Origin of the sequence: Rouxiella sp. T17, from assembly GCF_036663475.1 — a bacterium.
Taxonomy (GTDB): Bacteria; Pseudomonadota; Gammaproteobacteria; order Enterobacterales; family Enterobacteriaceae; genus Rouxiella.
The window spans coordinates 77,564-102,419 of sequence record NZ_JAWUEA010000037.1 but is presented as its reverse complement, the minus strand read 5'-3'; the positions used below and the strand labels follow the sequence as shown (position 1 = coordinate 102,419).

At 49.9% G+C, this 24,856-nt stretch carries 19 protein-coding genes; 10 read left to right on the top strand and 9 right to left on the bottom strand.

The genetic code is table 11. From position 1 onward, the window contains the following. Positions 1-112: 112 nt before the first annotated feature. From SC206_RS15780 to lrhA, 3 genes are all read right to left on the bottom strand, one after another. Positions 113-787 carry a NuoB/complex I 20 kDa subunit family protein gene (locus SC206_RS15780; RefSeq protein ID WP_169402971.1) on the bottom strand — a complete coding sequence of 225 codons (675 nt, stop codon included), beginning with the start codon at positions 785-787 and terminating at the stop codon, positions 113-115. A 17-nt stretch (positions 788-804) separates the two neighbouring features. Continuing rightward, a complete protein-coding gene (locus SC206_RS15775) occupies positions 805-1,269 on the bottom strand; it encodes an NADH-quinone oxidoreductase subunit A (RefSeq protein WP_332738510.1) in 465 nt (154 codons plus the stop codon). Positions 1,270-2,069: 800 nt separating this feature from the next. Next, positions 2,070-3,008 carry a transcriptional regulator LrhA gene (gene lrhA / locus SC206_RS15770; RefSeq protein ID WP_332738508.1) on the bottom strand — a complete coding sequence of 313 codons (939 nt, stop codon included), beginning with the start codon at positions 3,006-3,008 and terminating at the stop codon, positions 2,070-2,072. 1,001 nt (positions 3,009-4,009) lie between these two features. On the opposite strand from lrhA, the gene SC206_RS15765 reads away from it, so the two are divergent. Together SC206_RS15765 and yfbR are read left to right on the top strand one after the other, a co-directional pair. Then, entirely contained in the window at positions 4,010-5,224 is a 1,215-nt protein-coding gene (locus tag SC206_RS15765; protein ID WP_332738506.1) for a pyridoxal phosphate-dependent aminotransferase, read from the top strand. A 120-nt stretch (positions 5,225-5,344) separates the two neighbouring features. Further along, on the top strand, positions 5,345-5,944 hold the full coding sequence (yfbR, locus tag SC206_RS15760) for a 5'-deoxynucleotidase (RefSeq protein WP_332738505.1): 600 nt from the start codon (positions 5,345-5,347) through the stop codon (positions 5,942-5,944). A gap of 72 nt (positions 5,945-6,016) precedes the next feature. On the opposite strand, the gene yfbV is transcribed toward yfbR, so the two are convergent. Then, a complete protein-coding gene (gene yfbV, locus SC206_RS15755; protein WP_332738503.1) occupies positions 6,017-6,472 on the bottom strand; it encodes a terminus macrodomain insulation protein YfbV in 456 nt (151 codons plus the stop codon). A 438-nt stretch (positions 6,473-6,910) separates the two neighbouring features. On the opposite strand from yfbV, the gene ackA reads away from it, so the two are divergent. Both ackA and pta read left to right on the top strand, forming a co-directional pair. After that, entirely contained in the window at positions 6,911-8,113 is a 1,203-nt protein-coding gene (gene ackA, locus SC206_RS15750; protein ID WP_332738501.1) for an acetate kinase, read from the top strand. 119 nt (positions 8,114-8,232) lie between these two features. Beyond that, positions 8,233-10,395: a phosphate acetyltransferase gene (gene pta / locus SC206_RS15745; RefSeq protein WP_332738499.1), complete on the top strand. Its 2,163-nt coding sequence runs from the start codon at positions 8,233-8,235 to the stop codon at positions 10,393-10,395. Positions 10,396-10,506: 111 nt separating this feature from the next. On the opposite strand, the gene SC206_RS15740 is transcribed toward pta, so the two are convergent. Further along, positions 10,507-11,772, bottom strand: coding sequence for a PTS sugar transporter subunit IIC (locus tag SC206_RS15740; RefSeq protein WP_332738497.1), 1,266 nt, complete (start codon positions 11,770-11,772; stop codon positions 10,507-10,509). 136 nt (positions 11,773-11,908) lie between these two features. After that, positions 11,909-12,208, bottom strand: coding sequence for a PTS sugar transporter subunit IIB (locus tag SC206_RS15735; RefSeq protein WP_332738495.1), 300 nt, complete (start codon positions 12,206-12,208; stop codon positions 11,909-11,911). 474 nt (positions 12,209-12,682) lie between these two features. On the opposite strand from SC206_RS15735, the gene SC206_RS15730 reads away from it, so the two are divergent. Next, positions 12,683-13,705, top strand: a complete 1,023-nt coding sequence (locus SC206_RS15730; RefSeq protein ID WP_332738493.1) for a LacI family DNA-binding transcriptional regulator — start codon at positions 12,683-12,685, stop codon at positions 13,703-13,705. A gap of 59 nt (positions 13,706-13,764) precedes the next feature. On the opposite strand, the gene yfcD is transcribed toward SC206_RS15730, so the two are convergent. Continuing rightward, positions 13,765-14,313, bottom strand: coding sequence for an NUDIX hydrolase YfcD (gene yfcD / locus SC206_RS15725; protein ID WP_332738491.1), 549 nt, complete (start codon positions 14,311-14,313; stop codon positions 13,765-13,767). Positions 14,314-14,620: 307 nt separating this feature from the next. On the opposite strand from yfcD, the gene yfcG reads away from it, so the two are divergent. Beyond that, positions 14,621-15,250: a GSH-dependent disulfide bond oxidoreductase gene (gene yfcG, locus SC206_RS15720; RefSeq protein WP_332738489.1), complete on the top strand. Its 630-nt coding sequence runs from the start codon at positions 14,621-14,623 to the stop codon at positions 15,248-15,250. A 183-nt stretch (positions 15,251-15,433) separates the two neighbouring features. Beyond that, a complete protein-coding gene (locus SC206_RS15715) occupies positions 15,434-16,330 on the top strand; it encodes a TIGR01777 family oxidoreductase (protein ID WP_332738487.1) in 897 nt (298 codons plus the stop codon). Positions 16,331-17,281: 951 nt separating this feature from the next. Here SC206_RS15715 and SC206_RS15710 read toward each other — a convergent pair. Continuing rightward, positions 17,282-18,844 (bottom strand): ABC transporter substrate-binding protein, encoded by a 1,563-nt coding sequence (locus tag SC206_RS15710; RefSeq protein WP_332738768.1) that lies wholly within the window; start codon positions 18,842-18,844, stop codon positions 17,282-17,284. Between the two features lie 169 nt (positions 18,845-19,013). Between SC206_RS15710 and pepT the strand changes: the two genes are divergently transcribed. Further along, entirely contained in the window at positions 19,014-20,246 is a 1,233-nt protein-coding gene (gene pepT, locus SC206_RS15705) for a peptidase T (protein WP_332738485.1), read from the top strand. A gap of 113 nt (positions 20,247-20,359) precedes the next feature. Here the strand turns inward: pepT and SC206_RS15700 are convergent, their stop codons facing one another. Beyond that, complete coding sequence (locus SC206_RS15700; protein ID WP_332738766.1) at positions 20,360-21,631, bottom strand: MFS transporter; 1,272 nt, start codon at positions 21,629-21,631, stop codon at positions 20,360-20,362. Between the two features lie 323 nt (positions 21,632-21,954). Between SC206_RS15700 and SC206_RS15695 the strand changes: the two genes are divergently transcribed. Continuing rightward, positions 21,955-23,040: an alcohol dehydrogenase catalytic domain-containing protein gene (locus SC206_RS15695; protein ID WP_332738484.1), complete on the top strand. Its 1,086-nt coding sequence runs from the start codon at positions 21,955-21,957 to the stop codon at positions 23,038-23,040. A gap of 86 nt (positions 23,041-23,126) precedes the next feature. After that, positions 23,127-24,671, top strand: a complete 1,545-nt coding sequence (locus tag SC206_RS15690; protein ID WP_332738482.1) for an FGGY-family carbohydrate kinase — start codon at positions 23,127-23,129, stop codon at positions 24,669-24,671. Positions 24,672-24,856: the final 185 nt, after the last annotated feature.

Sequence of the window (24,856 nt, the reverse complement as noted above, 5' to 3'; positions counted from 1 at the left end):
CTCACCACACAAAATGGTCATTTATGCCCAAGGGGAAATCAACCTGGCGTGCAACCGTCTTTTTCTACTGCTTGTCCTGACGGTGTCGGCCCCTCAGGGTTGACGGACAGTGTTAAATCTCGTCAGGGGTACGCAAATTCGTCACGGCAATACGCTCGGCGCGTTTACGCTCTTTTTCAGACTGCATATTGGCGCGGTAAACACCCTGATCGCCGACCACCCATGACAGCGGACGACGCTCTTTGCCGATCGACTCCTGAAGCAGCAACAAGGCCTGCATATAGGCTTCTGGACGCGGCGGGCAGCCCGGAATATAAACGTCTACCGGCAGAAACTTGTCGACGCCCTGCACCACGGAATAGATGTCGTACATGCCGCCGGAGTTGGCGCAGGCACCCATCGAGATAACCCATTTTGGCTCGAGCATCTGGTCATACAGGCGCTGAATAACCGGCGCCATTTTGGTGAAGCAGGTTCCCGCAACCACCATAAAGTCAGCCTGACGCGGCGAAGCACGAATAACTTCGGAGCCGAATCGCGCCACGTCGTGCACCGCCGTAAATGACGTGGTCATTTCGACGTAACAGCATGAGAGACCAAAGTTGAATGGCCAAAGCGAGTTTTTACGACCCCAGTTCACCACGTCATGCAGGGCGTGTTCGAGTTTCCCCATGTACACGCTGCGGTTCACTTCCTGCTCAAGAGGATCGGCGACGATTTCTTGTTTTTGCAGGGGGTAACGGTCGTTCTCACCGTTCGGGTCTAAGCGGGTGAGCGTATAGTCCATCTTGATGCCTCACTTTTTTATTGGCGATGACTTTGCGGGTGATTGCTGGTCTTAATGACTGGGCTCGGAATGACCGGGCTGGCTTTTACCGGACCTTTCGAACGGGTCGGGGTCCAGTCAAGCGCACCGATGCGAACCAGATAAAACAGGCCGGCTAAAAGTACGAAAATGAAAATGGCGGCTTCGACAAAGCCGGTCCATCCGCTTTCACGGATTGAAGTCGACCAGGCATAGAGGTAGAGGGCCTCCACGTCGAAAATCACGAAGAACATCGCGACCAGATAGAATTTTGCCGAGAGACGCATGTGAGTGGAGCCCACGGGGGCAATACCCGACTCGAATGGCGTTTCCGTGTTACGTCCGCGAACTTTCCCTCCCAGGAAAGCGGCGCCTAGCAACATCAGGCAACACAGGCCGACTGCGATAATGAGAAATACTGCGAGCGCCCAGTTATGAGCGGTAACATCTGTGGCTGTTGACATACTCTATGCTTACTCATCAAAAGTGGCGTGCTGCATTTGCTCTTGAACGGCAACTTGCCTGCCACATCGATTCAAGGGAAGGATAAAAACCACCAGTTTTCACGGGTCCCTTCACCCTGAAGTCACGATTAAGCTGAGACTTCAGATACTCCGGGTTAACAAAAAGCGATTATCCAGTGAAACACTGTGGGCTTTTTACCCTTTTCTATAACCTTCTGTCAACTTTGACAAAAGTTTCTCCACGTTATTTTACATTTTTAGCATTTTATTAACACAAGGTGCGATAATCGGCAGCTAAATCGAGTCAGTCACACACTAAAAAAAAGGTGGGTTGTTAACGGGAGTCAATGCTTTAGCACCTACCCTTACTATTGTCGCAGGTATGTCCCATTCTTCCACTCTGAATACAGGGTTATTTATTGATCCAGGACACGTTTTGGGCAAGATTGCTAAAAAATAAGGCAATTATTGAATGAATTTTGTTTAACGTTTTCAAAAAAATCTGCATTTGATAAAAAAATGGCAGCATCAAAAGTACATAAAAATCGGGGAATGCGGGGGAATGCGGGGGAATGCATGAGGTAAATAAGACTTAAGCTAAATTTAAATTGAGGAAGGCGCGGCTGTTGCAGGAGAGAAAACGCAGGAAAATGCGACTTTGGTAAAGAAAATCTTATGTGTTGGTTATTTTTTAAGCTTTATAGATTTTGGCGCTTTGTTTAACGCTTTTACAATAGTTTTCCCTTCCCCAGCCCCGAGGTGTATTCAGGAGGGCGGGGAGAGGAAAAACCCATTTCCCGTCAGGATTTGGGAACGTCTTCGTATTCGTCGTCAACATCGACGCGTTGGGCGTAGCTGTTGAGCGAATAAGGGTCGCTCCCCTGCTCTACCGCGTTGAAAATCGCCATCGCAAGATCGTTGTCGCAGTTAGTGTTTTTATACAACACATACTGAGTGTCCGGCAGTCTTGGCAGACCATCCTGCTCACCCAGCACGCGCAGCTCAGGGCTCATCATTTCGATAGGCCTGACTGTCACACCCAACCCTGCACGCACGGCGGCACGGATGGCAGAGAGCGTAGAAGCGACGTAGGCAATACGCCACGGGATACCGGCCTTGTTGAGGTGATCGATAGCCATGGTGCGATACGGGCTAGGATCGTCCAACAGCACAAGCGGGACGCTATCGCCTGGCGGATAGGAAAAATCGGCCGCGCAATACCACAGTGTTGGAGACGTTCTCAACACAATGTGCGGATGGGTCGTCGTTGCCATAGTGGTAATGGCGAGATCTATTTCACCCTTTTCGAGCATCGGCAACATCTGCGGGCTACGATGCACGCGAACGTCGATGGAAAGCTTGGGATAAATAGAGGTCACTCGGCTGAGCAGATAAGGCAGAATGGTGTCCGCCGTATCGTCTGACGCGCCGATAGTCACGCCACCCTGAATATCGCTATACATCAGCGAAGTACAGGCTTCATCATTAAACCGTAATATTTTTCGAGCATAGCCAAGTAACTGAATACCGTGTTCCGTCAATAACTTATTGCGTCCATGCCTGGCGAACAGTTCTTTACCGACTAACTGCTCAAGACGTTGCATTTGTTGGCTGACGGCCGATTGAGTACGACATACTGCTGCGGCTGCAGCGGCAAACGTATTTAAATCGGCGACGGCAACAAAAGTCCTAAGCAAGTCTAAATCCAGATTAAGAATTGGACGATTTGCATTTGTCATAGTTTTTCTTCACTTTTAAAATCTAATTACAAGCTACCCTGATAATGCGAAAAAAAGTTTTCGCAAGACGCAGAATACCAGATCTGATTGACACTCACTCTTAGATAATGAAGAAATGAGAAATATTTCTACTCTACAACTCTTAGCTAAATGATTATCATTATTCTGCTTTTTCAAATAGGTATTAAATTCAGATAAATATAATTCCCGGTAAGAAAAAGCCGATAAATTTATTCATTAATCGAACTGTACAGTAGGGCTCCTCTGGCTCATTTCAACGGCTGTCGGGCGGGCACAGCGTAACGCTAGCAATGTGTAAAATATCAAACAGAAATAAGCGCGCGGAATAGAATTATGGGTCGGTCTAAAAACAAATGTTTTCCGCGTCGCTATCATACCATCAATATATTAAGACAAATCTTAGAGTAAATAGCGTGTCTGATTTATCCTTTTTGAACCGCTGGCTTCATATATAAAATTCAACGGTACGATTGAAAGCATCAGATTCGTTTAACTAATTCCTTACGTTATTATCCCTCCAAGAATTTTGCATTTTGTAGATGATTTTCATTTCCGAGTTATTTATACACTATTAAAAAACACAATAGCGCTATATCTCCTCAGTTTAAGATTAAGCCCACCAAAACAAAGCATCGCTAGCAATATTATATTTTTCAGTAAAATAGCGCTGAAGGCTGACTATCTCGATGAATAAATAGGACTATCCGCTGTACACAGGTAAATACACTGTCAATCTGTAATTACGCCTCTTTATTGGGCGTTAATATCAGTATAAATAAAATATTCAGTTTTTAATGTCGCTGCGAGCTTTCTGTTAGGTGATAGATGTTACAACCCGCGTGGCGGCTGCTGTTTTACGCCAAAGCCTGACTTAGCTCTTCAAAATCCCTCGCGGTAAGAGTAAATTGTCGGCTTCGCTATGTTCTGAAGCACCTCAATCCACGGAAGAACAAGCTTTACCGCAAAAGGCGCACTGACTTATGTCCCCCATTGAAAAATCCCGCAAACTGGATAACGTTTGCTACGACATCCGCGGCCCGGTGCTGAAAGAAGCAAAGCGTCTGGAAGAAGAAGGCAATAAGGTTCTAAAACTCAACATCGGCAACCCTGCCCCGTTTGGTTTTGACGCCCCCGATGAAATTCTGGTCGACGTGATCCGCAACCTGCCGACGGCGCAGGGTTATTGTGATTCCAAAGGTCTGTTTTCTGCGCGTAAAGCGATTATGCAGCACTATCAGGCTCGTGAAATGCGCGATATCACGGTTGAAGATGTTTACATCGGTAACGGCGTGTCGGAGCTGATTGTACAGTCCATGCAGGCGCTGCTGAATACCGGCGACGAGATGCTGGTTCCGGCTCCGGATTACCCGCTGTGGACAGCTGCCGTCTCGCTTTCCGGCGGCAACGCGGTGCATTATCTGTGCGATGAAGGCGCCGATTGGTTCCCTGACCTCGACGACATTCGCGCTAAAATCACGCCGCGCACCCGTGGCATCGTGATTATCAACCCGAACAACCCGACCGGCGCCGTTTACAGCAAAGAGCTACTGATGGCGATCGTCGAGATCGCCCGCGAGCACAACCTGATCATCTTCTCCGACGAGATCTACGACAAGATCCTCTACGATGAAGCCCAGCACATTTCGATCGCCTCGCTGGCACCCGACCTGCTGACCGTGACCTTTAACGGCCTGTCGAAAACCTATCGCGTTGCCGGTTTCCGTCAGGGTTGGATGGTGCTGAACGGCCCGAAAAAGCACGCCAAAGGCTATATTGAAGGTCTGGAAATGCTGGCTTCGATGCGTCTGTGCGCCAACGTGCCGATGCAGCACGCGATTCAAACCGCGCTCGGCGGCTATCAAAGCATCAGCGAATTTATCCAGCCCGGCGGACGTCTTGTTGAGCAGCGCAACGCCGCGTGGGAAATGATCAACCAGATCCCGGGTGTCTCCTGCGTCAAGCCAAAAGGCGCGCTCTACATGTTCCCGAAAATTGACGCCAAGCGTTTCAATATTCATGACGATCAGAAGCTGGTGCTAGACCTGCTGTTACAGCAAAAAGTGTTGCTGGTGCAGGGTTCCGCCTTTAACTGGCCGTATCCGGACCACGTCCGTATCGTTACGCTGCCACGCGTTGACGAGCTGGAAATGGCGGTCGGCAAGTTAGGTCGCTTCCTGGAAACCTATCGTCAATAAATGCCCTTCTTCATTCGAGTTACACGAGCATTGACTGCCTGTAACTCGAATCTTTTGGGCATTGAAATTATGTGCAAGAATGGGGCTCTGTTAATTATCGAAGTTAGATGAGAGAGCCCCATGAGCCAAAGTCACTTTTTTGCCCACCTGTCACGTCTCAAGCTTATTGGTCGCTGGCCTCTCATGCGCAATGTTCGCACCGAAAACGTGTCTGAACACAGCCTGCAGGTCGCCTTTGTTGCCCACGCTTTAGCGCTTATCAAAAATCGTAAGTTCAGTGGCAACCTCAACGCCGAGCGCGTGGCGCTGCTGGCGATGTATCACGATGCCAGCGAAGTGCTGACCGGCGATATGCCGACGCCAATCAAATATTACAATCCGCAGATTGCTCACGAATACAAGAAGATAGAAAAGATTGCCCAGCAAAAGCTGATTGAAATGCTGCCGGAAGAATTTCAGGAGGATTACCGTTCGCTGATTGATGAACATCTGTTTAGCGAAGAGGAGCAGAAAACGGTCAAGCAGGCCGACGCGCTCTGCGCCTACCTGAAATGTCTGGAAGAGTTGTCTGCCGGCAATACGGAATTTTTGATGGCCAAAACGCGCCTCGAAAAGACGCTGGCGGAAAGGCAGAGCCCTGAAATGGACTACTTTATGGCGGTGTTTATCCCTAGTTTCAGCCTGTCGCTTGATGAAATCAGTCAGGAATCACCACTTTAACGCCTACTTTTTCTCTCTACGAATGTTACCGCTTCCTCGCTTCATTAAATAGATAAAGCAGAGGAAGTCGGTTTAAAGTTCGTCGAGAAACGTTTTATCAAGCTGCTTGAATGCACGTTTAAGCACGTCGGCGAGAGACTGATAGGTTGGCGCGCCTTCGATAGGCGCAAGAGCCTGCCCCGACTCCACCAGCTTGTGGCGCACTTCATGGAACCAGCCGAGCAACGTTGGCGGCAATGGCGTAACGGCACGACGGCCCAGCCACCACAGCCCCTGCATCGGTAGGCTACAGGCAAAAATTGAGGTAGCAACCGCCGGTCCGAGCTGCCCGCCCAGCGCAATCTGCCACGCTAGCGTGAACACGGCCAGCGGCGGCATAAAACGCACGCCAAAACGCGTCGCGGTAGAAATACGATTTTCGGGAAAGACTGGCGCAAGACGCTTGTCGGATGGCCACGTCTTCATGTAGTGCTGCCCGCGCTGGAAAATCTGAAACCAACCGATTGAACCCGATGGCTTGCTCGTCATGGTGCACCTCAACATCTTAAAATTTAAAAATAATTTGTAAAACTGAAAATATATTTTATCGCTCACAAATATATTTTGTTTTTATCAAAACCTGTCGGTATTCTAGCCGGGCCTCTGGGGCGCTTTAATGGATAGCGAAATAACCTTATTAATACAACTGGCTTTACCGCAGTTTACTCTTCTTAACATCGGCAGCAAAACAGGCTGTAACGATTGAACGAATCGTCAGGAACTTAATCAAACAAGTTACCGGACGGCGTCATTCAACTCTTGCCTGACTTTCGTACGATGATGAGTAAACCCTGCCATTACGTGGTTTCGGTATGATGTTAATCATAATTGCCGCTTCCATAATGCGCTACGCTTATGTGATTCTGCTAATTGATTAACCATGTGTATTGTTACTTAACGGCACCAACACAATAAATAGGTACTTCCATGTCAAGTAAGTTAGTTCTGGTTCTTAACTGTGGCAGCTCTTCACTCAAGTTCGCCATCATCGACGCCTCAAATGGCGAAGAACATATTTCAGGTCTGGCCGAATGCTTCCACCTTCCCGAAGCGCGTATCAAATGGAAACTGGATGGCAGCAAACATGAAGCTGCGTTGGGCGCGAATGCTGCTCACAGCGAAGCTTTGAAGTACATCGTTAATACTATTTTCGCAGAAAAGCCAGAACTATCTGCCAATCTGGTGGCTATCGGTCACCGCATTGTACACGGCGGCGAGAAGCTGACTCAATCAGCCATTATTGATAGCGACGTGTTGCAGGGAATTAAAGATTCTATCCCGTTCGCCCCGCTGCACAACCCAGCGCACCTAATCGGCATTGAAGAAGCGTTTAAATCCTTCCCGAAACTGGCGGATAAAAACGTCGCGGTCTTTGATACGGCTTTCCATCAGACCATGCCGGAAGAGTCTTACCTCTACGCCCTGCCTTACAAATTATATCAAGATCACCACATTCGCCGTTACGGCGCTCACGGTACCAGCCATTTCTACGTGACCCAAGAAGCCGCTAAAATTCTGGGTAAACCGGTTGATGAGGTGAATCTCATCACTTGTCATCTGGGCAATGGCGGTTCGGTCAGTGCTATTCGTCACGGCAAATGTGTCGATACTTCAATGGGCTTGACCCCGCTCGAAGGTCTGGTCATGGGCACCCGCAGCGGCGACATCGACCCTGCAATCGTGTTCCATCTGCACGACGCGCTGGGCATGAGCGTGGCGCAAATCAACAATATGCTGACCAAAGAATCGGGCCTGCTGGGTCTGACCGGCGTGAGCAGCGATTGTCGCTATGTTGAAGATAACTATGATAAAGAAGCCAACGCTAAGCGCGCGATGGACGTCTTCTGCCACCGCCTTGCAAAATATATCGGCGCTTACACCTCGCTGATGGATGGCCGTCTCGACGCCGTGGTCTTTACCGGCGGCATCGGCGAAAACTCTGCACAAGTGCGCGAGCTGACGCTGAATAAACTTGGCCTGCTCGGCTTTGAAGTCGACAAAGAACGCAATCTGGCCGCACGCTTCGGTAAAACGGGCGAAATCGGCAAGGAAGGCACCCGCAAGGCGCTGGTCATTCCAACCAACGAAGAGTTGGTGATTGCACAAGACGCCGCGCGTCTGACCGCATAAAACGAGTTCCTCACTGCCAGCGCCTGCTGGCAGTGTTATTTTCACCGCAGGCAGCCGTTGCCGTGTACTGTTGTCGTACTACAGCAAACCGCTGCCTGAAATTGTCAAAGAGGTTTGCCGTGTCTCGTACAATCATGTTGGTTCCAATTGGCAGTAGCGTAGGTCTTACCAGCGTCAGTCTCGGCGTGATTCGCGCCATCGAGCAAAAAGGCGTGAGCCTGAGCGTTTTCAAGCCGGTCTCCCAGCCGCGCTCCGGCGGCGATGCGCCTGACCAGACCACCACTATTATTCGCGCCAACTCTAATATTACTGCGGCAGAACCGCTGAAAATGAAACACGTTCAAAGCCTGCTGAGTTCAAACCAGCAAGACGTGTTGATGGAAGAGATTGTCGCCAATTATCACGCCAACACTAAAAACGCCGAAGTTGTGCTGGTCGAAGGCCTTGTCTCGACCCGTACCCATCAGTTTGCCAGCGCGTTGAACTATGAAATCGCCAAAACCCTGAACGCCGAAATCGTCTTCGTGATTGGTCAGGGCAACGATTCGGCGGCGCAGCTTAAAGACAGAATCGAGCTGGCGCGCAGCGTGTTTGGCGGCAGCAAGAACAAAAATATTACCGGCGTGATTGTTAACAAGGTGAATGCGCCCGTTGACGATCAGGGTCGCACCCGTCCCGATCTCTCCGAAATCTTCGATGACTCCGACAAGGCCAATTTCTCGCAGGTGAATGTCGAGCAGTTGGTGGCAGCCAGCCCGATGCCGGTTCTGGCCTGCATTCCGTGGAGCTTCGAGATGATCGCCGTGCGCGCCATCGACATGGCCAAGCACCTCGACGCCCGCGTCATTAATGAAGGCGACATTCAAACCCGTCGCATTAAATCTGTCACCTTCTGCGCGCGCAGCATTCCAAATATGCTGTCGCTGTTCCGTCCGGGCTCGCTGCTGGTGACCTCCGCCGATCGTCCCGACGTGCTGGTTGCCGCCTGTCTGGCCGCCATGAACGGCATCGAGCTCGGCGCGATTTTGCTGACCGGCGGTTATCCGGTGGATGAACGCGTGCAGGCTCTCTGCGCCCGCGCCTTTGAAACCGGCCTGCCGGTGTTTATGGTCGACAGCAATACCTGGCAGACGTCGCTGAATCTGCAAAGTTTCAGTCTTGAAGTGCCCGCCGACGACCATCAGCGCGTCGAGAAGCTGCAAAACTATGTCTCTTCACACATCAACGCCGACTGGATTGACTCGCTGAGCGCGCATTCCGAGCGTTCGCACCGCCTGTCGCCGCCGGCTTTCCGTTATCAGCTGACCGAGCTTGCGCGTCAGGCCGGTAAGCGCATCGTGTTGCCGGAAGGCGACGAGCCGCGCACCGTCAAGGCCGCGTCACTGTGCGCCGAGCGCGGCATTGCCGAATGCGTGTTGCTGGGCAATCCGGAAGAGATTAAACGCGTCGCCGCCGCTCAGGGTATCGAGCTGGGTGCGGGCATTAAAATTGTCGACCCTGAAGTCGCGCGCGAGCATTACGTGGCGCGTCTGGTTGAACTGCGTAAAAGCAAAGGCATGACCGAAGTGGTCGCCCGCGAGCAGCTTGAAGACAACGTGGTGCTCGGCACGCTGATGCTCGAGCAAGGCGAAGTCGACGGGCTGGTTTCCGGCGCGGTTCACACCACGGCCAACACGATTCGCCCGCCGCTTCAGCTCATTAAAACCGCGCCGGGCAGCTCGCTGGTGTCATCGGTGTTCTTTATGCTGTTGCCGGATCAGGTTCTGGTCTACGGCGACTGCGCGATCAACCCGGATCCGACCGCCGAGCAGCTTTCAGAGATTGCGATTCAGTCGGCCGATTCTGCCGCCGCTTTCGGCATTGAGCCGCGCGTGGCGATGATCTCCTACTCCACCGGTGATTCTGGTGCCGGTAGCGACGTCGAAAAAGTGCGTGAAGCGACCCGTTTAGCGCAGGAAAAACGCCCCGATCTGATCATCGACGGCCCGTTGCAGTATGACGCCGCCATCATGGCCGACGTGGCGAAATCCAAAGCGCCAAACTCGCCGGTTGCGGGTCAGGCCACCGTATTTATCTTCCCCGACTTGAACACGGGTAACACCACCTATAAAGCCGTTCAGCGTTCTGCGGATCTGGTTTCCATCGGCCCAATGCTGCAAGGCATGCGCAAGCCGGTGAACGACCTGTCGCGTGGCGCGCTGGTTGACGACATTGTTTATACCGTGGCGCTGACCGCGATTCAGTCTGCGCAGGCCGACGCCGCGCTGGCAGTCGAATCCTGATATACCCTGTTTTCAACTGAAAATGGAATGACAAAAAGCCGGTCCTCGTGACCGGCTTTTTTATGCTGCAAACTTGAGTGTTGGTCAGGAAGTTAATGGGTGAAACGTTAATTAATGGAAGAAATTCAGCAGATGACCATAAATCAGCCCGACGCTGATAATATCCGCATCGCTAAAGGTCACGTTTTGCAGACCGAAACTGCCGAGCAACGGCAATAAAAGCGCGGGTAATAACGTGATCAGCAGGCCGTGGAAAATGCCGCCAATTACCGCCCCGCGCCGTCCGCCAACCGCGTTGGCAAAAATTCCCGCCGTGCCGCCCGCAAAAAAGTTGGTCAGCATGCCCGGAAGAATCATCGCCAGCCCAACGCTTGGGAACAGGAACATGCCAATAATCGAGCCGAGCGTGGTCGACAGAAAGCCGACGATCACCGCGTTGGGCGCATACGGAAACAGCACGGGGCAATCCAGCGCCGGGATCGCGTTCGGCACAATGCGCAGCGCGATACCGCGAAACGCCGGCACAATTTCGGCCAACAGCAGTCGAACGCCCGCCAGCAGCACATAAACGCCCACCACAAACTGCACCGACTGCAAGAAAGCGTAAATCAGATAACTGACGCCATTAGAATATTGCGCCACGACTTCCGGTCCGGCGGCAATCGTCGGAATCAGGTAAATCGGGATCATCACCACCATCATCGACAGATAAGTGTCCTGCAAAAACGAGAAGGCGCTGGGCAATTCGAGATCTTCGGTGCTTTTACTGACGTCGCCGGTAAGTTTGGCGACACCGGCCTGAATGATGTAACCCAGGGTGCAAAAATGCCCGAGCGCGATATCATCGGAGCCGGTAATTTTGCGCACGATAGGCTGGGCGATGGCCGGCATGCTAACTGACATCAGACCCGCGATGGTGCCGCCGAGCAGAATCAGCTCTGTGCCGCGCAGTCCGCCCATGTAACCCACCACCGAGCAGACGGTTGCCATCCACAGCGAGGCTTGGCCGGTGAGAAAAATATATTTAAAACGGGTAAAGCGCGCGACCAAGATATTGATAATAAAGGCCAGCACCATAATCAGCGCCGTTTCTCGCCCCAGCGTTTGCTGCGCGATACCGGCGATAGAGCCGACGTCCGTGACCACGCCGCGCATGTTAAAACCTTTCTGGAATACTTCGCCCAAAAAGATAAGCGCGTTGACGATAATATTGGCACCTGCCAGCAGCACCAGAAAACCCAACAGCGTTTTTAGCGTGCCCGTGATCACCTGACCGACGCTTTTTTTCAGCGCAATGAGTCCTATCATCGCGATCAGCGCAATTAATATTGAAGCCTGGCCTAAAATATCATTCACAATAAAATATAAGAAAGACATCAGCTGTCCCTCGCATTTGCAGGTGTTAAAAGAAAGGTTTTAATTATTATTTTTCGCGACTGTTTTGCGTAAGGCTTTAATGGCGGTTGCTGCCGCTACTGTTTATGTAAAATAAAAAGACAAAAAAAATAGCCAGCTATTGTAAATAACCCAGCTGTTTTAATACCGGCGTGAGTTTTTCGGTGATTTCTTTCTTGTCGACTAAGCGCTTCAAATAAATAATCGTTGAGCTGATGCTGTAATTCTCAAACTGTGGCTTGAAGTTGGAGCCGGTAAAGATAATGTCTGCGCGCGTTGAGGCGGCCGACGATATATCGCAATGTGAAAGGTCAGCCTTGACGCCCATATCTTTCAACGCCGCCTCGATGCTCATTTCACAGGCAAAGCTGCTGCCCAACCCTGCACCACACACCGCCAGTATCGTTAATGATTTCATTCTATTACCTCGTATTAAAAGAGTAAGTTTTCTGGATAGACTCCCGAAGATTGAGAACCGCCAGAACCGCTGCAAGTTAAAAGTAACTAACATTGAATGACAGTGAGTATGCTTTTTAATCAGCAAATAACTGTGATTTTGCGCACAAAGATAGCGCTATCATCAGGAATGATGCTTTTTTGTGATAGCGCTATCAAAATTGTGGCGTGAGTTTCTCGCTCGTCGAAAAAAGCACTACGATAAAAGCACTACGATAAAATAGTTCATGGACTAAAATAGGCTAATTGTTTTATTAAACTGAGTATTTAACTGGGAAGTTACTCGCGCAGGCTTTTTTCTAGGGCTATTTAAGCACCGAGTTTTATCACTCAATGTTCGCGGTGTAACAATGATATTATTGCTTTTTAAGCGGGGTTAATCGTTAAGCTGGCTTAATAACATTGAGAATTCAGGAAATAACGCAGGAGTCGCTAAATGGAGGGAAGGAAACGTCGAAATACGGGTCGAGCCACGCTGGCAGACGTGGCGAAATTAGCCAATGTCGGCACGATGACCGTTTCACGCGCGCTGCGCCATCCTGATATGGTTTCAGATAAACTCCGCGAAAAAATAGAGGCCGCCGTCGCCGAGCTTGGCTATATTCCCAACTATTCTGCCAGCGCGCTGGCTTCCGCGTCTTCGAATGTGGTAGCCGTAGTGACCTCGTCGCTGGCCGAATTTGGTCACGCTGAAATGATTGCAGGCTTGCAGGAAGTACTGATCCCCGCCGGATATCAGCTAATGCTGGCCGAATCGCAGAATCAGGATCTGCGTGAACAAAAGTTGCTCGAAACCTTTCTTTCTTACAATCTTGCGGCGGTAATTTTGTTCGATGCACGCCATACGCCTGCCACCTACGAACTGCTTTCCAACGCCCAACTCCCCATAGCCGAACTGGGGTCAATCGTCGAAAAGCCCTTGGATATCAACATCGGCATTGATAACGCCGCAGCGACATTTCAGCTCACCGAGCATTTAATTTCGCAAGGTTACAGCCGCATCGGGCTGATGTCCGCCGCGCAAAAAAAGTGGGTTTCACAGCAGCGGCTGCGAGGCTGGAATCGTGCGTTGCTCAAACATAACCTGTCGACCACGCGCGTTATCAGCACGTACGAGGCCGCGAGTTTTAGCGTTGGTGCCAATTTACTGCCAGACCTGTTGTTAAACTGGCCGGATATGGACGCGCTGATTTGCAGCAGTGACGAGCTGGCCTGCGGGGCGATTTTCGAGTGTCAGCGGCGCAAGATTCGAGTGCCGAAAGATTTGGCGATTGTCGGTTTTGGCAACGCCGACGTCAGTAAAGTCTGTCAGCCGCCGCTGACCACTATGGCCGTGCCGCATCGCGAAATTGGCATTGAGGCGGGCAAGGCGCTGCTGGCAAAAATGCTGGATGAACTCTGGGACGAACAGCGGGTTTTCGCCTCGACACTTTGTATTCGCGAGAGCTGCCGACGTTAGAATCGATAAATTAAAGGTGCGCCGAAGTGATCAGCGCATTCAAAAATGTTTAAGGCTGTCTATTCGTCGACGCTCAGCGGCTTGCCGTGCTCTTTATCATTATTACGACGCATCCACAGTGACAGGGCCTGTAGGGAATCCGGGGTGAACTCGTCGCAGCGCGCGGTAATTTCTTCCGGTTTCATCCAGCGAACTTCAACGACTTCTTCTTCCTGCAAGGCAAAAGGCCCGTGGGAGACGCAGCTAAACAGTGCACCCCAAACGCGGCAATTCTCTTCTTCGAAATAGAATGAACCATGCTCCGCGAAAGGCACGCCCGCAATGCCAAGCTCTTCTTCGGCTTCACGACGGGCTGATTCGAGGATGTTTTCGCCGCTTTGCACCACACCGCCCGCCGTGGCATCAAGCCAGCCAGGGTAAAAATCTTTAGTGTCGGTACGACGTTGAACCAGAATATTTCCCGCGCCATCGTGAACCACAATATAGCTGGCACGATGACGCAGGTTTTGAGCGCGCATCTGATGGCGGCTCGACTGGGCAATCACTTCGTTTTCTTCATTAACGATATCAACCCACTCGCTGCTGCCGGTGTTTTGCTCTTGCGTCATCCTGTAAAACCTTCTTTGTAGCGCGAAATTTTGCGCCGTGATTTTTTAATGAGTTTGCTGATTCTATCCGGCTCCTCGCCGCCGCTCAATAGCAACCGATGCGTTAGTAATAGGTAAAAGCTATGTCATCGGCGAGGTAAACCATCAGACTCGTCTCACATAGCCTGCTATCATTATCAGTTACATTAACCTTTCGGGCAGACGCCTGAATGGACGCGTTATTTTTAGCAACCTATCCGTATCCAGCACCGTCAGTACAATAAAAACTCGCTGATGGACAATTAAAACGATGATGCAGGAGGCACAAATGATCGACCTTTATTACGCACCAACACCAAACGGCCACAAAATTACGCTATTTCTTGAAGAATCCGGTCTGCCCTATCGACTTCATCACGTCGATACTAAATCTGGAGAGCAGTTCCAACCCGCCTTTCTCGCTATCTCCCCCAACAATAAAATCCCCGCGATAGTCGATACGCAACCCGTTGACGGCGGCGTGCCGATCAGCCTGTTTGAATCCGGCGCGATTTTGCAGTATCTGGCTGAAAAATCGGGCAAATTGCTAAGCAAAGAGCTGCGCGCCCGCACGCGTACGTTGCAATGGTTGTTTTGGCAGATGGCCGGTTTTGGGCCGATGCTCGGACAAAATCATCATTTTACCCATTTCGCACCCCAGCCTGTTCCCTATGCGATCGAGCGATTCCAGCAGGAAACCAAGCGGCTTTACGGCGTGCTAAATACTCAGCTCGAAAAAAGTGCCTATCTCACCGGCGAACATTACACCATTGCCGATATCGCCACCTACCCGTGGGTAGCGGCGCATGAGCGTCAACGCATTGATTTAGCTGCGTATCCTGCGGTACAAATCTGGTTCGAACGGATCCGCCTGCGCCCCGCTACGCAACGAGCCTACGCGCTTGCCGAGCAAAAATAATCGGCGAGGCCCGTGACAATTCAAATCTATTTATCACTGCATTTATAACTGCATTTATAACTGCATCTATAACTACATCTATAACTACAGGATGTGCACTGCATCGCGTGTCGAATGCCTTGAATAAACTATGCTTATGGAAAGCTACAGGCTGTTCTATCAGCAGGTTATCAGGAGAAAAACATGAAGATTTTAATTACCGGTGCCAGTGGATTGATTGGGCGTCGTCTTACGGAAGCCCTCCTGAATCAGGCGCACGAGATTACTGCGCTGACGCGTTCGCCCGATCGCTCCACCAAACTCCTTGGCCCGAAAGTCGTGATTTGGCAGTCGCTGGACGACAAAACCTCGCTGGATGGCTTTGACGCTGTAATTAATCTGGCTGGCGAGCCGATCGCCGATAAACGCTGGACCAAAGATCAGAAGCAAAAGCTGTGCGACAGTCGGTGGAAGCTAACGGAAAGGTTGTCGCAGCTGATTAATGCCGGTGAAAATCCGCCTTCGGTGTTTATTTCGGGTTCGGCGGTAGGTTATTACGGTGACCAAGGTCAGGCCGTGGTCGCCGAAGACGAGCCGCCTAACAAGCAGTTCACCTGGCAGCTGTGTGCTCGCTGGGAGGCGCTGGCGCTCGCCGCGCAAAGTGATAAAACGCGGGTTTGTCTGCTTCGTACCGGCGTAGTGTTAGCGCGAAAAGGTGGCGCTCTAGCCAAGATGATCCTGCCCTTCCGCGCTGGTCTCGGCGGCCCGCTCGGCGATGGTCAGCAATATATGCCGTGGATCCACATCGACGACATGGTCGACGGCATTTTGTTTCTGCTGAATCACGAAACGCTCAACGGCCCGTTTAATATGGTCGCACCTTATCCTGTTCGTAACGACCAGTTCAGCGCCCTGCTTGGCGAAACGCTGCATCGCCCATCGTTTATGCGCGTTCCCGCTGGCGTGGTCAGATTATTGATGGGTGAATCAGCGGTGCTGGTGCTGGGTGGCCAGCGGGCCATTCCGCAAAAACTTGAAAATGCAGGGTATGATTTTCATTACAAAGAACTTAAGGCTGCGATAACTGACGTCCTACAATGAGGTTTTTAGATTTGGAATCTAAAGGCAATTTTCTTAGATTCTAAATCTTTTAGGTCAAAGTCTTTTGGGTCAAAGTCTTTTGGGTCAAAGTCTTTTGAGTCAAAGTCTTTTGAGTCAAAGTCTTTTGAGGAAAAATTTTTAAATTCAAAAGCATGCGCTTCGCTTACTGCGCGGCGGCGCAGACCGCCTCAAGGATGTTCCTAAGCGAACACCCTTGAGAATCCCGCGCTTTTTTTTCCAAAGTTGCAACATGAGGACTACATTCGTAGATCTTTCCAGAAGCCTCAGCGTGTGGCGTGGGTCGCGGTGCTTCGCACTCCCTTCATTACGTTCGCAAGCCAAAAACGTCTTGCTCGACTCCATTCCGCGCCGCCCTGAAGCCGCCAATCACAGCAATTAAAGCAAGGGCGGAAACTTTTCAGCGGTCAAGAACCGATTACTCCAACGATATAGCGACTAAAATTAAAAATGGCACAATGGATTGAAATGTATGTTTTTTACATAGGTTATCTGGCGCACTCAGTGACTGCGCTGAACGCAGATGAGAGAGACGATTTTGGCTCTCGAACAGAGTGAAGGGACGGCGGAGCCGCGCGGCGCGCGCCAAGCAGGAGTTTCTGGAATAATGTTGGCATTGAACAGCGACACAGCTAAACGAGGACAAAAGGCGCAGAGATGCAAGAGGTGGCGCCTTCCACCTCTTGCCCGGTTCCGGCGCTGTGGGATAAATGCCCATTGAAGTTTTGAAACCGGAAAAATTCCTCAGGGCTTCATGACCTAAGAAATTGACTTAAAAAATTGCCATTTAAGTCAGCAATGCGCAGTAAGCGAAGCGCATGAATTTGAATTTGAACTTGAACTTAAAGATTAAAGGTCAAAATCCCTTGACCAAGCAGATTTTGACCTTGAAAAAATTGCTTTTAGATTCCAAATCTAAATGACAAAGTATTATTACTTCACTGAAGTTTGATAGAAAATGTGTTTTCCAAACGGATCCACCTCGTATCCACTCACTTCCTTACGCACAGGCTCGTAAATCGTTGAATGCGCAATCATTACTGCGGGTGCCTGATCGTGCATCATTTGTTGGGCCTGCTGGTAAAGTGCCACGCGTTTAGCATGATCCGTCGTGGTGCTCGCTTCGCTGATCAACTTGTCAAACGGCGGATAACACCACTTGGCAGAGTTCGAACCGCCGTGGGCAGCTTTACAGGTAAACAGCGGGCCAAAGAAATTGTCAGGATCGCCATTGGCCGTGGTCCAACCCATCAATGCGGCCTGATGCTCGCCGTTACGAATGCGCGTCTGATATTCGGCCCACTCATAACTGACAATGTGCGCTTTGACGCCGATTTTTGCCCAGTCAGACTGAATCATTTCCGCCATGCGCCGGGCATTAGGATTGTACGGGCGCTGCACCGGCATCGCCCACAGGTCCATCTCAAACCCGTTCGGATAACCCGCTTCGGCCAATAACGCCTTGGCTTTTTCGACCGAAAACTCACTCGCTTTCGGTTCTTTGTCTTCACTGCTCCAAACACCCGGTGGCAACAGGCTGGTGGCTGCCGTTCCGGTACCCTGGAATACCGCTTCAATAATCGACGCTTTGTTAATTGCCATGCTCAGCGCCTGACGCACCTTCACATTATCCAACGGTTTTTTCTGCGTGTTGAAAGAGAGGAATCCGGTATTTAAGCCAGATTTACTCATCAGGGTAATGTCTTTGTTGTCTTTTAAACGCGTAAGATCGGCCGGATTCGGGAAGGGCATCACCTGACATTCGTTTTTCTCAAGCTTCGCCATGCGCACGGACGCATCTGGCGTAATGCTGAAAATTAAACGATCGATCTTTGACTTACCCTGCCAATATTGCGGGAAAGCTTTATATAAAATTCGGGTGTCTTTCTGATACTGAACCAGCTGGAAAGGCCCGGTGCCGATAGGATCGGTATCCACCTTTTGCGGCGTGCCGGCTTTTAACATCTGATCGGCGTATTCGGATGACAGAATCGAGGCAAAATACCAGGAAAGATCGGCGACAAACGGCGCTTCTGGGCGCGAAAGATTAAATCTCACCGTGTAGTCATCAACGCGATCGATACTGGTAATAAGATTGCTCATATCCAGACTGTCGAAGTTTAAGTAAGTGCCGTTGGAAACGTTATGATAAGGATTAGTAGGGTCTTTCTGGCGCATAAACGAAAATATTACGTCGTCGGCGTTAAAATCTCGCGTCGGCGTAAACAGCTTGCTGCTCTGAAATTTAACCCCTTTACGCAGATGGAAGGTGTAGGTTTTGCCATCGGGGCTAATATCCCAACTTTCTGCGAGGCTCGGCATCAGCTCCGTGGTGCCTGTTTTAAAATCCACCAGCCGATTGTAAATAGGTACCGCGCTGGCATCCACGTTGGTTCCCGATGTATAAAGCTGCGGATTGAAAATATCCGGCGAGCCTTCCGAGCAGTAAACCAGCGTTTGTGCCGACGCCCCCGCCACCATCGCCATTGCCAGCATGCCAGTGGTTAATCTTGCTAATTTTCGTTTCATGCGTTTCCCTGTCATTGAGAGTTAAGACTCATTAATTCGTTAGTACGCAATGCAAAAACAGATTACCATTCACGATACACTTAGTAATACTCTGTTATATATGAAAATCTTATAGATAAACAACTCAGAGGTTAGGATGTCGACTCAAATTGCCAAGCAGCTCACTGAACGTTTCTTCCGTTACCTGTCTGTTACCAGCCAAAGCGATCCTAAAGCCACCTGTCTGCCAAGTACTCCCGGTCAACAGACGCTCGCCAATCAGCTCGCTGCCGAGCTTGAAACATTAGGCTTGCAGAATATCCAAATTGATCAGCACGCGACTGTTACTGCCGTGAAGCCAGGCACTAAAAGAGGCGGCCCGCGAATTGGGTTTATTACCCATATCGACACGGTTGACGTAGGTTTGAGTCCTGATATTCATCCGCAAATTCAGCGCTTTACTGGTGAAGATGTTTGTCTGAATAAAGAGAAGGATATTTGGCTGCGCGTCGATGAGCGCCCTGAAATTTTGCCTTATAAAGGCGAAGAGATTATTTTTAGCGACGGCACCAGCGTGCTGGGTGCGGATAATAAGTCTGCCGTTACCGTTGTGATGACGCTGCTTGAAAATTTGACAGCCGAGGATCAATACGGCGATATCGTGGTGGCTTTTGTGCCTGATGAAGAGATTGGCCTGCGTGGCGCAAAAGCGCTGGACTTGAGCCGTTTCGACGTCGATTTTGCCTACACCATCGACTGTTGCGAGCTGGGTGAAGTCGTGTATGAAAACTTCAACGCAGCCGCGGCCGAAATTACCTTTACCGGCGTGACGGCACACCCTATGTCGGCGATTGGCGTGTTAGTCAATCCGTTGCTGATGGCGCATGATTTTATTAGCCATTTTGATCGTCAAGAAACTCCCGAGAAAACCAAAGATCGGGAAGGTTATGTCTGGTTTAACGACATCAGCGCCAGTCAACAATCGGCCACGTTGAAAGCCTCAATTCGTGATTTCGACAGCGCCAGTTTCGCGGCCCGCAAACAAAAAATCGAGCAAGTAGCAAAGGTGATTGCCGAACAGTACCCAACGGCAAAAGTCTCGGTGCGCATCAGCGATACCTACAGCAACATCAGTAGCGCGATTGGCGAAGATCGTCAGGCTATCGATTTGATTTTCGCTGGGCTTAAAGAAATAGACGTTGAGCCAAAAGTGATCCCGATGCGTGGCGGCACAGACGGCGCGGCGTTGTCGGCAAAAGGTCTGTTAACACCAAACTACTTTACCGGCGCGCATAATTTTCATTCGAAATTCGAGTTTTTGCCAATCAACTCCTTCGTTAAATCTTACGAGCTGACAAAAGCTATTTGCCTGCTGGCGGCCAAGGGCTAATCAGCAAAATAGCCCCCGTATTTCGACGGGGGCTTCTCCAGTAACAATCATCTAAACAATCGATTCCTAATAAAATTAATTATTCATTAAAATCAATGGATTATGATAATCAATCAGGACGTGGTTTCAGGCGTCCTGTTTAATGCCTTACCTAAAAACTTCTCGGTAAATTCAATATAAAGCGTCAGCACGAACGCGAGGATATATAACCCGCTGTAAGTGAAAACGATGCCCTTCACCCCGACAAAAGGTAACAAAACGGTGGCAAGCGCTGGCGCAAAGAAGTTGCTCAAACCGGCAGACAGATTACAGACGGAAATGGCTGCGCCTTTATGTTTAGGTTCAAGCGCGGGAAACAGTGCGGTAAGTGGCACGAATCCGGCTGTTGATGCGCCCAGCAGAACCGCGCCCAAAGCCGCGACCCAGAAGTTGGGGCCAAAATAGATGGGCAGAAAATAGAAGGTAATGCTGAAAATGGCGCAGGCGATGGCACCAAACCAGCGGATGGTCCGCAAAATGCCCCACTTCTGTGACATGATGCCCCAGAAAACGTTAAATACGATGGTCGCGAAAAAGAATAACGTCCAGATTTGCAGCCAGTCCGGCATGCTGAAACCTATTTTATCAATAAACACCATCGGCATAATAATGGGGAAACCAAATAGCGAAAGCGTATTGATAATCCTGACGATACTGGCAAGGCGAATATTTCTATTACTGACCAGTAATGTGACTGCGCGACTCATTTCACTGAATTTTTGCTTGGTGGTTAAATTCAACATGTGGGTCGAGGTTTTAATATCTCTTAAAGAAACCATGGCCAGCAAACCACCCGCCCCGACAAAGCCTAATGACAGCCACAATACATTCAGCTCACCAATCTGGGTAATAAACAGGCTCGGCAAATAACTGCCTAACACGCCAATACCTAATGAATAAGCGGCCCAGAACCAGCCACAGGCAGAACCGACCAACTCTTCACGCACATTGTGAACAATAACTACGATGAATGAATAAAGAAATAAAGGATAAGCGAGACCACGGATTCCGTAGAATAATAGAATGAAAAAGTAGTTTTTCTGCATCAGGCCAAAGAACATAAACAGGACGTGGAAAACGACCCACATTAAAAAACCAATCTTCATCGCTTTTTGCGGGGTTATGACTTCGGCGATAACGCCCGAACCCCATGCTGCAAGGGCGGCACACAGGCCATAAACGGCGAAGGCAAAGGTCGCCTGTGAAGGTGAAAATCCGAGTTCTATTATATATCTAGAGAGAAATGCCAGTTCAAAACCATCACCCGTCATGAATAAAAAGATGGCAACATAGCCCCAAAGCAGATTTTTGGGTAGGCCAGCCCAGTGGTCTTTAGTTATGTTCATCATTGATCCTTCATTATTTTTATAAATGAAAACTATCTTAACGGTTAGTTATTGCGAGCCCTATCTAACCAGCATTACGCGCTAAAATGCTAACTTTATATTCCAGTTATATAGCGCAAAGTCACAAAATAAAATTAAGTTACTTAAACAATTAAACGAACAAGCTAATCGTTTAATTAAATACATTCAAAATTAATATATTTAATTATTATTTAACGAATAAAATAAAAGTGATGACGTTCTAAATAAAATTATTATTTATTGACGCCAATGTTTTTAAAACCTACCGTAGAAAAATCCATTAAATGCATAAGGTGCCAAAAATGAATATTTTACCGCAAACAATTAAACAAATAGTTAATTACGGCCCACACGATTATCGTTTAATAAAAGATGCACCCTTACCTATACCGCAAGCTAAAGAATTGCTGATTAAAATCAGCGCCTGCGGTATTTGCGCCTCAGATGTTCACTGCCACGGCGGCGCGCCCATGTTTTGGGGTAACGGCACTTCGCCTTCCTGGGTCAAACCTCCCGTTGTACCCGGCCATGAGTTTTTTGGCGAAGTGGTCGGTTACGGCGAAGGCGCACTCGAACATTTCGACGTTAAACTTGGCGACCGCGTCATCGCCGAACAGATTGTTCCCTGCTACAAATGCCGCTTCTGTAAAAGCGGTGATTACTGGATGTGTGAAAAACACGACATCTACGGTTTTCAGACTCAAGATGCCAACGGCGGCATGACCGAATACATGCTATTTAAACCAAACAGTCGGGTGCACAAAATTCCGACCTCACTTTCTCTTAACGAATGTGCACTGATTGAGCCTTTCGCCTGTTCAATTCACGCGGTGAATCGTGCTGATATTCAGTTTAACGACGTGGTGGTGCTTTCCGGCGCGGGTCCGCTGGGAATTGGCATGATTCAGGCCATTCATTTGAAAACGCCGAAGCTGTTTATCGTGCTTGATACCGTACCAGAACGTCTGGAATTGGCGCTGCGTTACGGTGCCGATATCGTCATGAATCCGCTTGAAGAAGATGTGGTAGCCAAAGTCAAAGCGTTAACAGACGGTTATGGCTGCGACGTTTATATCGAAGCCACCGGTAATCCAGCCAGCGTGCCACAAGGGCTGAACATGATCCGCAAAATGGGCCGCTTCGTTGAGTTCAGCGTATTCAGCAAAGAAACCACTGTCGATTGGTCAATCATTGGCGACCGTAAAGAGCTCGACATTCGTGGCGCGCACTTAGGTCCCAATTGCTATGAAACTATTATCGATTTCTTTGAGCGTAAGCTTTTCAGCTCGGAAGGCATCGTAACTCACACCTATTCACTGGATGAATGGGAAGCCGCGTTTGAGATGGCGCACAGTACGGAATCGGTCAAAGTCCTGCTAGTTCCTTAAAAAACCCGTAATTGCTGAACACAACAGTAGTTATTGAACACAACAAGTTCCTTCACCTAGCAGTGGTTTCGCAAGGACGTGCAGGCATGAAATACGTTATTGGCGTCGATATCGGTACTCAAAGCACCAAAGGCATCCTGATGGATGCCGATGGCAAAATCATTACCAGCGCTTCAAGAAGTTATAGCGTTGAAACGCCCAAGCCACTGTGGGCAGAACAGTGGCCCGACGTCTGGCTCGAGGCGGCGCTGTCCGTATTGGCCGATATCGTTAAACAATCGGGCGTGGCAAAGGAGAACATCGTCTCCATCTGTATCAGCAGTTTGTATGGCGGCTCCGGTATTGCGGTCGACAAGGATATTCGCCCCCTTTATCCGTGCCTAATCTGGATGGATCGCCGCGCGTCCGATCGCGTGGAGTGGGTCAGAAACTACGTCGATACCAAAGAATTATTCCGCATCACCGGCAATTCGCTCGACAGTTATTACGGTTACACCAAAATCTTGTGGATCAAGGAACACGAGCCGGATATTTGGCAACAAACGCGCTATTTCCTGCCACCTAACAGTTACATTAACTATCAGCTGACGGGCGAGGTGGCGGTCGATCACTGTTCGGCGGGGAATATCGGTGGGGTTTACAACATCGAGAAACGCGATTGGTCGACCAAGGCCTGCCGTATGCTTGGCATTCCGAAATCGATGATGCCGCCACGACTGCTTGCGTCAGACGACATTGTTGGCGGATTGCTGCCTGAAATGGCTGAAAAATTGGGTCTGGCGGTGGGCACGCCGATTGTCGCCGGAGGTGTTGATGCGGCCGTTGCGACTTTGGCGGCAGGCGTCGTTGCGCCGGGTAACCACGTCGCGATGATTGGTACCTCAATGTGCTGGGGCTTTGTCAATCATAGCGTTGACGCACGGCATGGCTTGATCAGTATGCCTCACGTCAATAATGCATTGGAAGATATCTACACCTTTGGGGGCGCCATTACGGCAGGCGCATCGGTCACCTGGTTCATCGATCAGTTTTGCGGCGTTGAGAAACAGCAGGCTCTCGAACAAAAATGTACCGTGCATCACCTATTAGAAGAACAGGCCAAAATTTTACCGCCCGGTGCCGACGGATTGGTATTTTTGCCGTATTTAATGGGCGAGCGCAGCCCCATATGGGACGCCAAGGCAACAGGCACAATGGTAGGTTTGAGCCTGTACCATACGCGTTTTCATCTTTATCGCGCCGTGCTGGAAGGCATTACCTTTGCGCTTAAAGATAATATCGAGTCCGGCAAGGCCTGCGCCGAAAGACTCGACAACGAGCTGATTGTGGTCGGCGGCGCGGCATTCTCCGATATGTGGATGCAAATCATCGCCGACGTCACGGGCTATCCCGTGCTCACCATCAAGGAAGAGGTCGAAGCCCCACTCGGCGACTGCTTCCTCGCGGCTAAAGCCGTCGGCATCATCCAAAACACCGACACCATCAAGAAATGGTTCAACCTCGAAGCCCGCGCCACCCCTAACGCTGAGAACCATGAAAAATACAACCAACTGTTCAAAACCTATCGTTCCATCTACCGCAATCTCAAGAAAGACATGCACCAGCTTTATGATTTAACCAAGGTAGAGTGAAACTGCATAAATTTTTCAGTCTTAAAAGCGAAGCGTGTATTTCAACCGAACTGGCATTGCAGAAACTCTGAAGGATTGAGGCCCAAGGATGGGCCGAATTTACGCGGCAAGCTTGTGAGTCCCGATGAGCTGACATGGGTCAGTGATTCGGGCGAGCAAGCGAGGCCAACGCAGCTGCAGTGCCA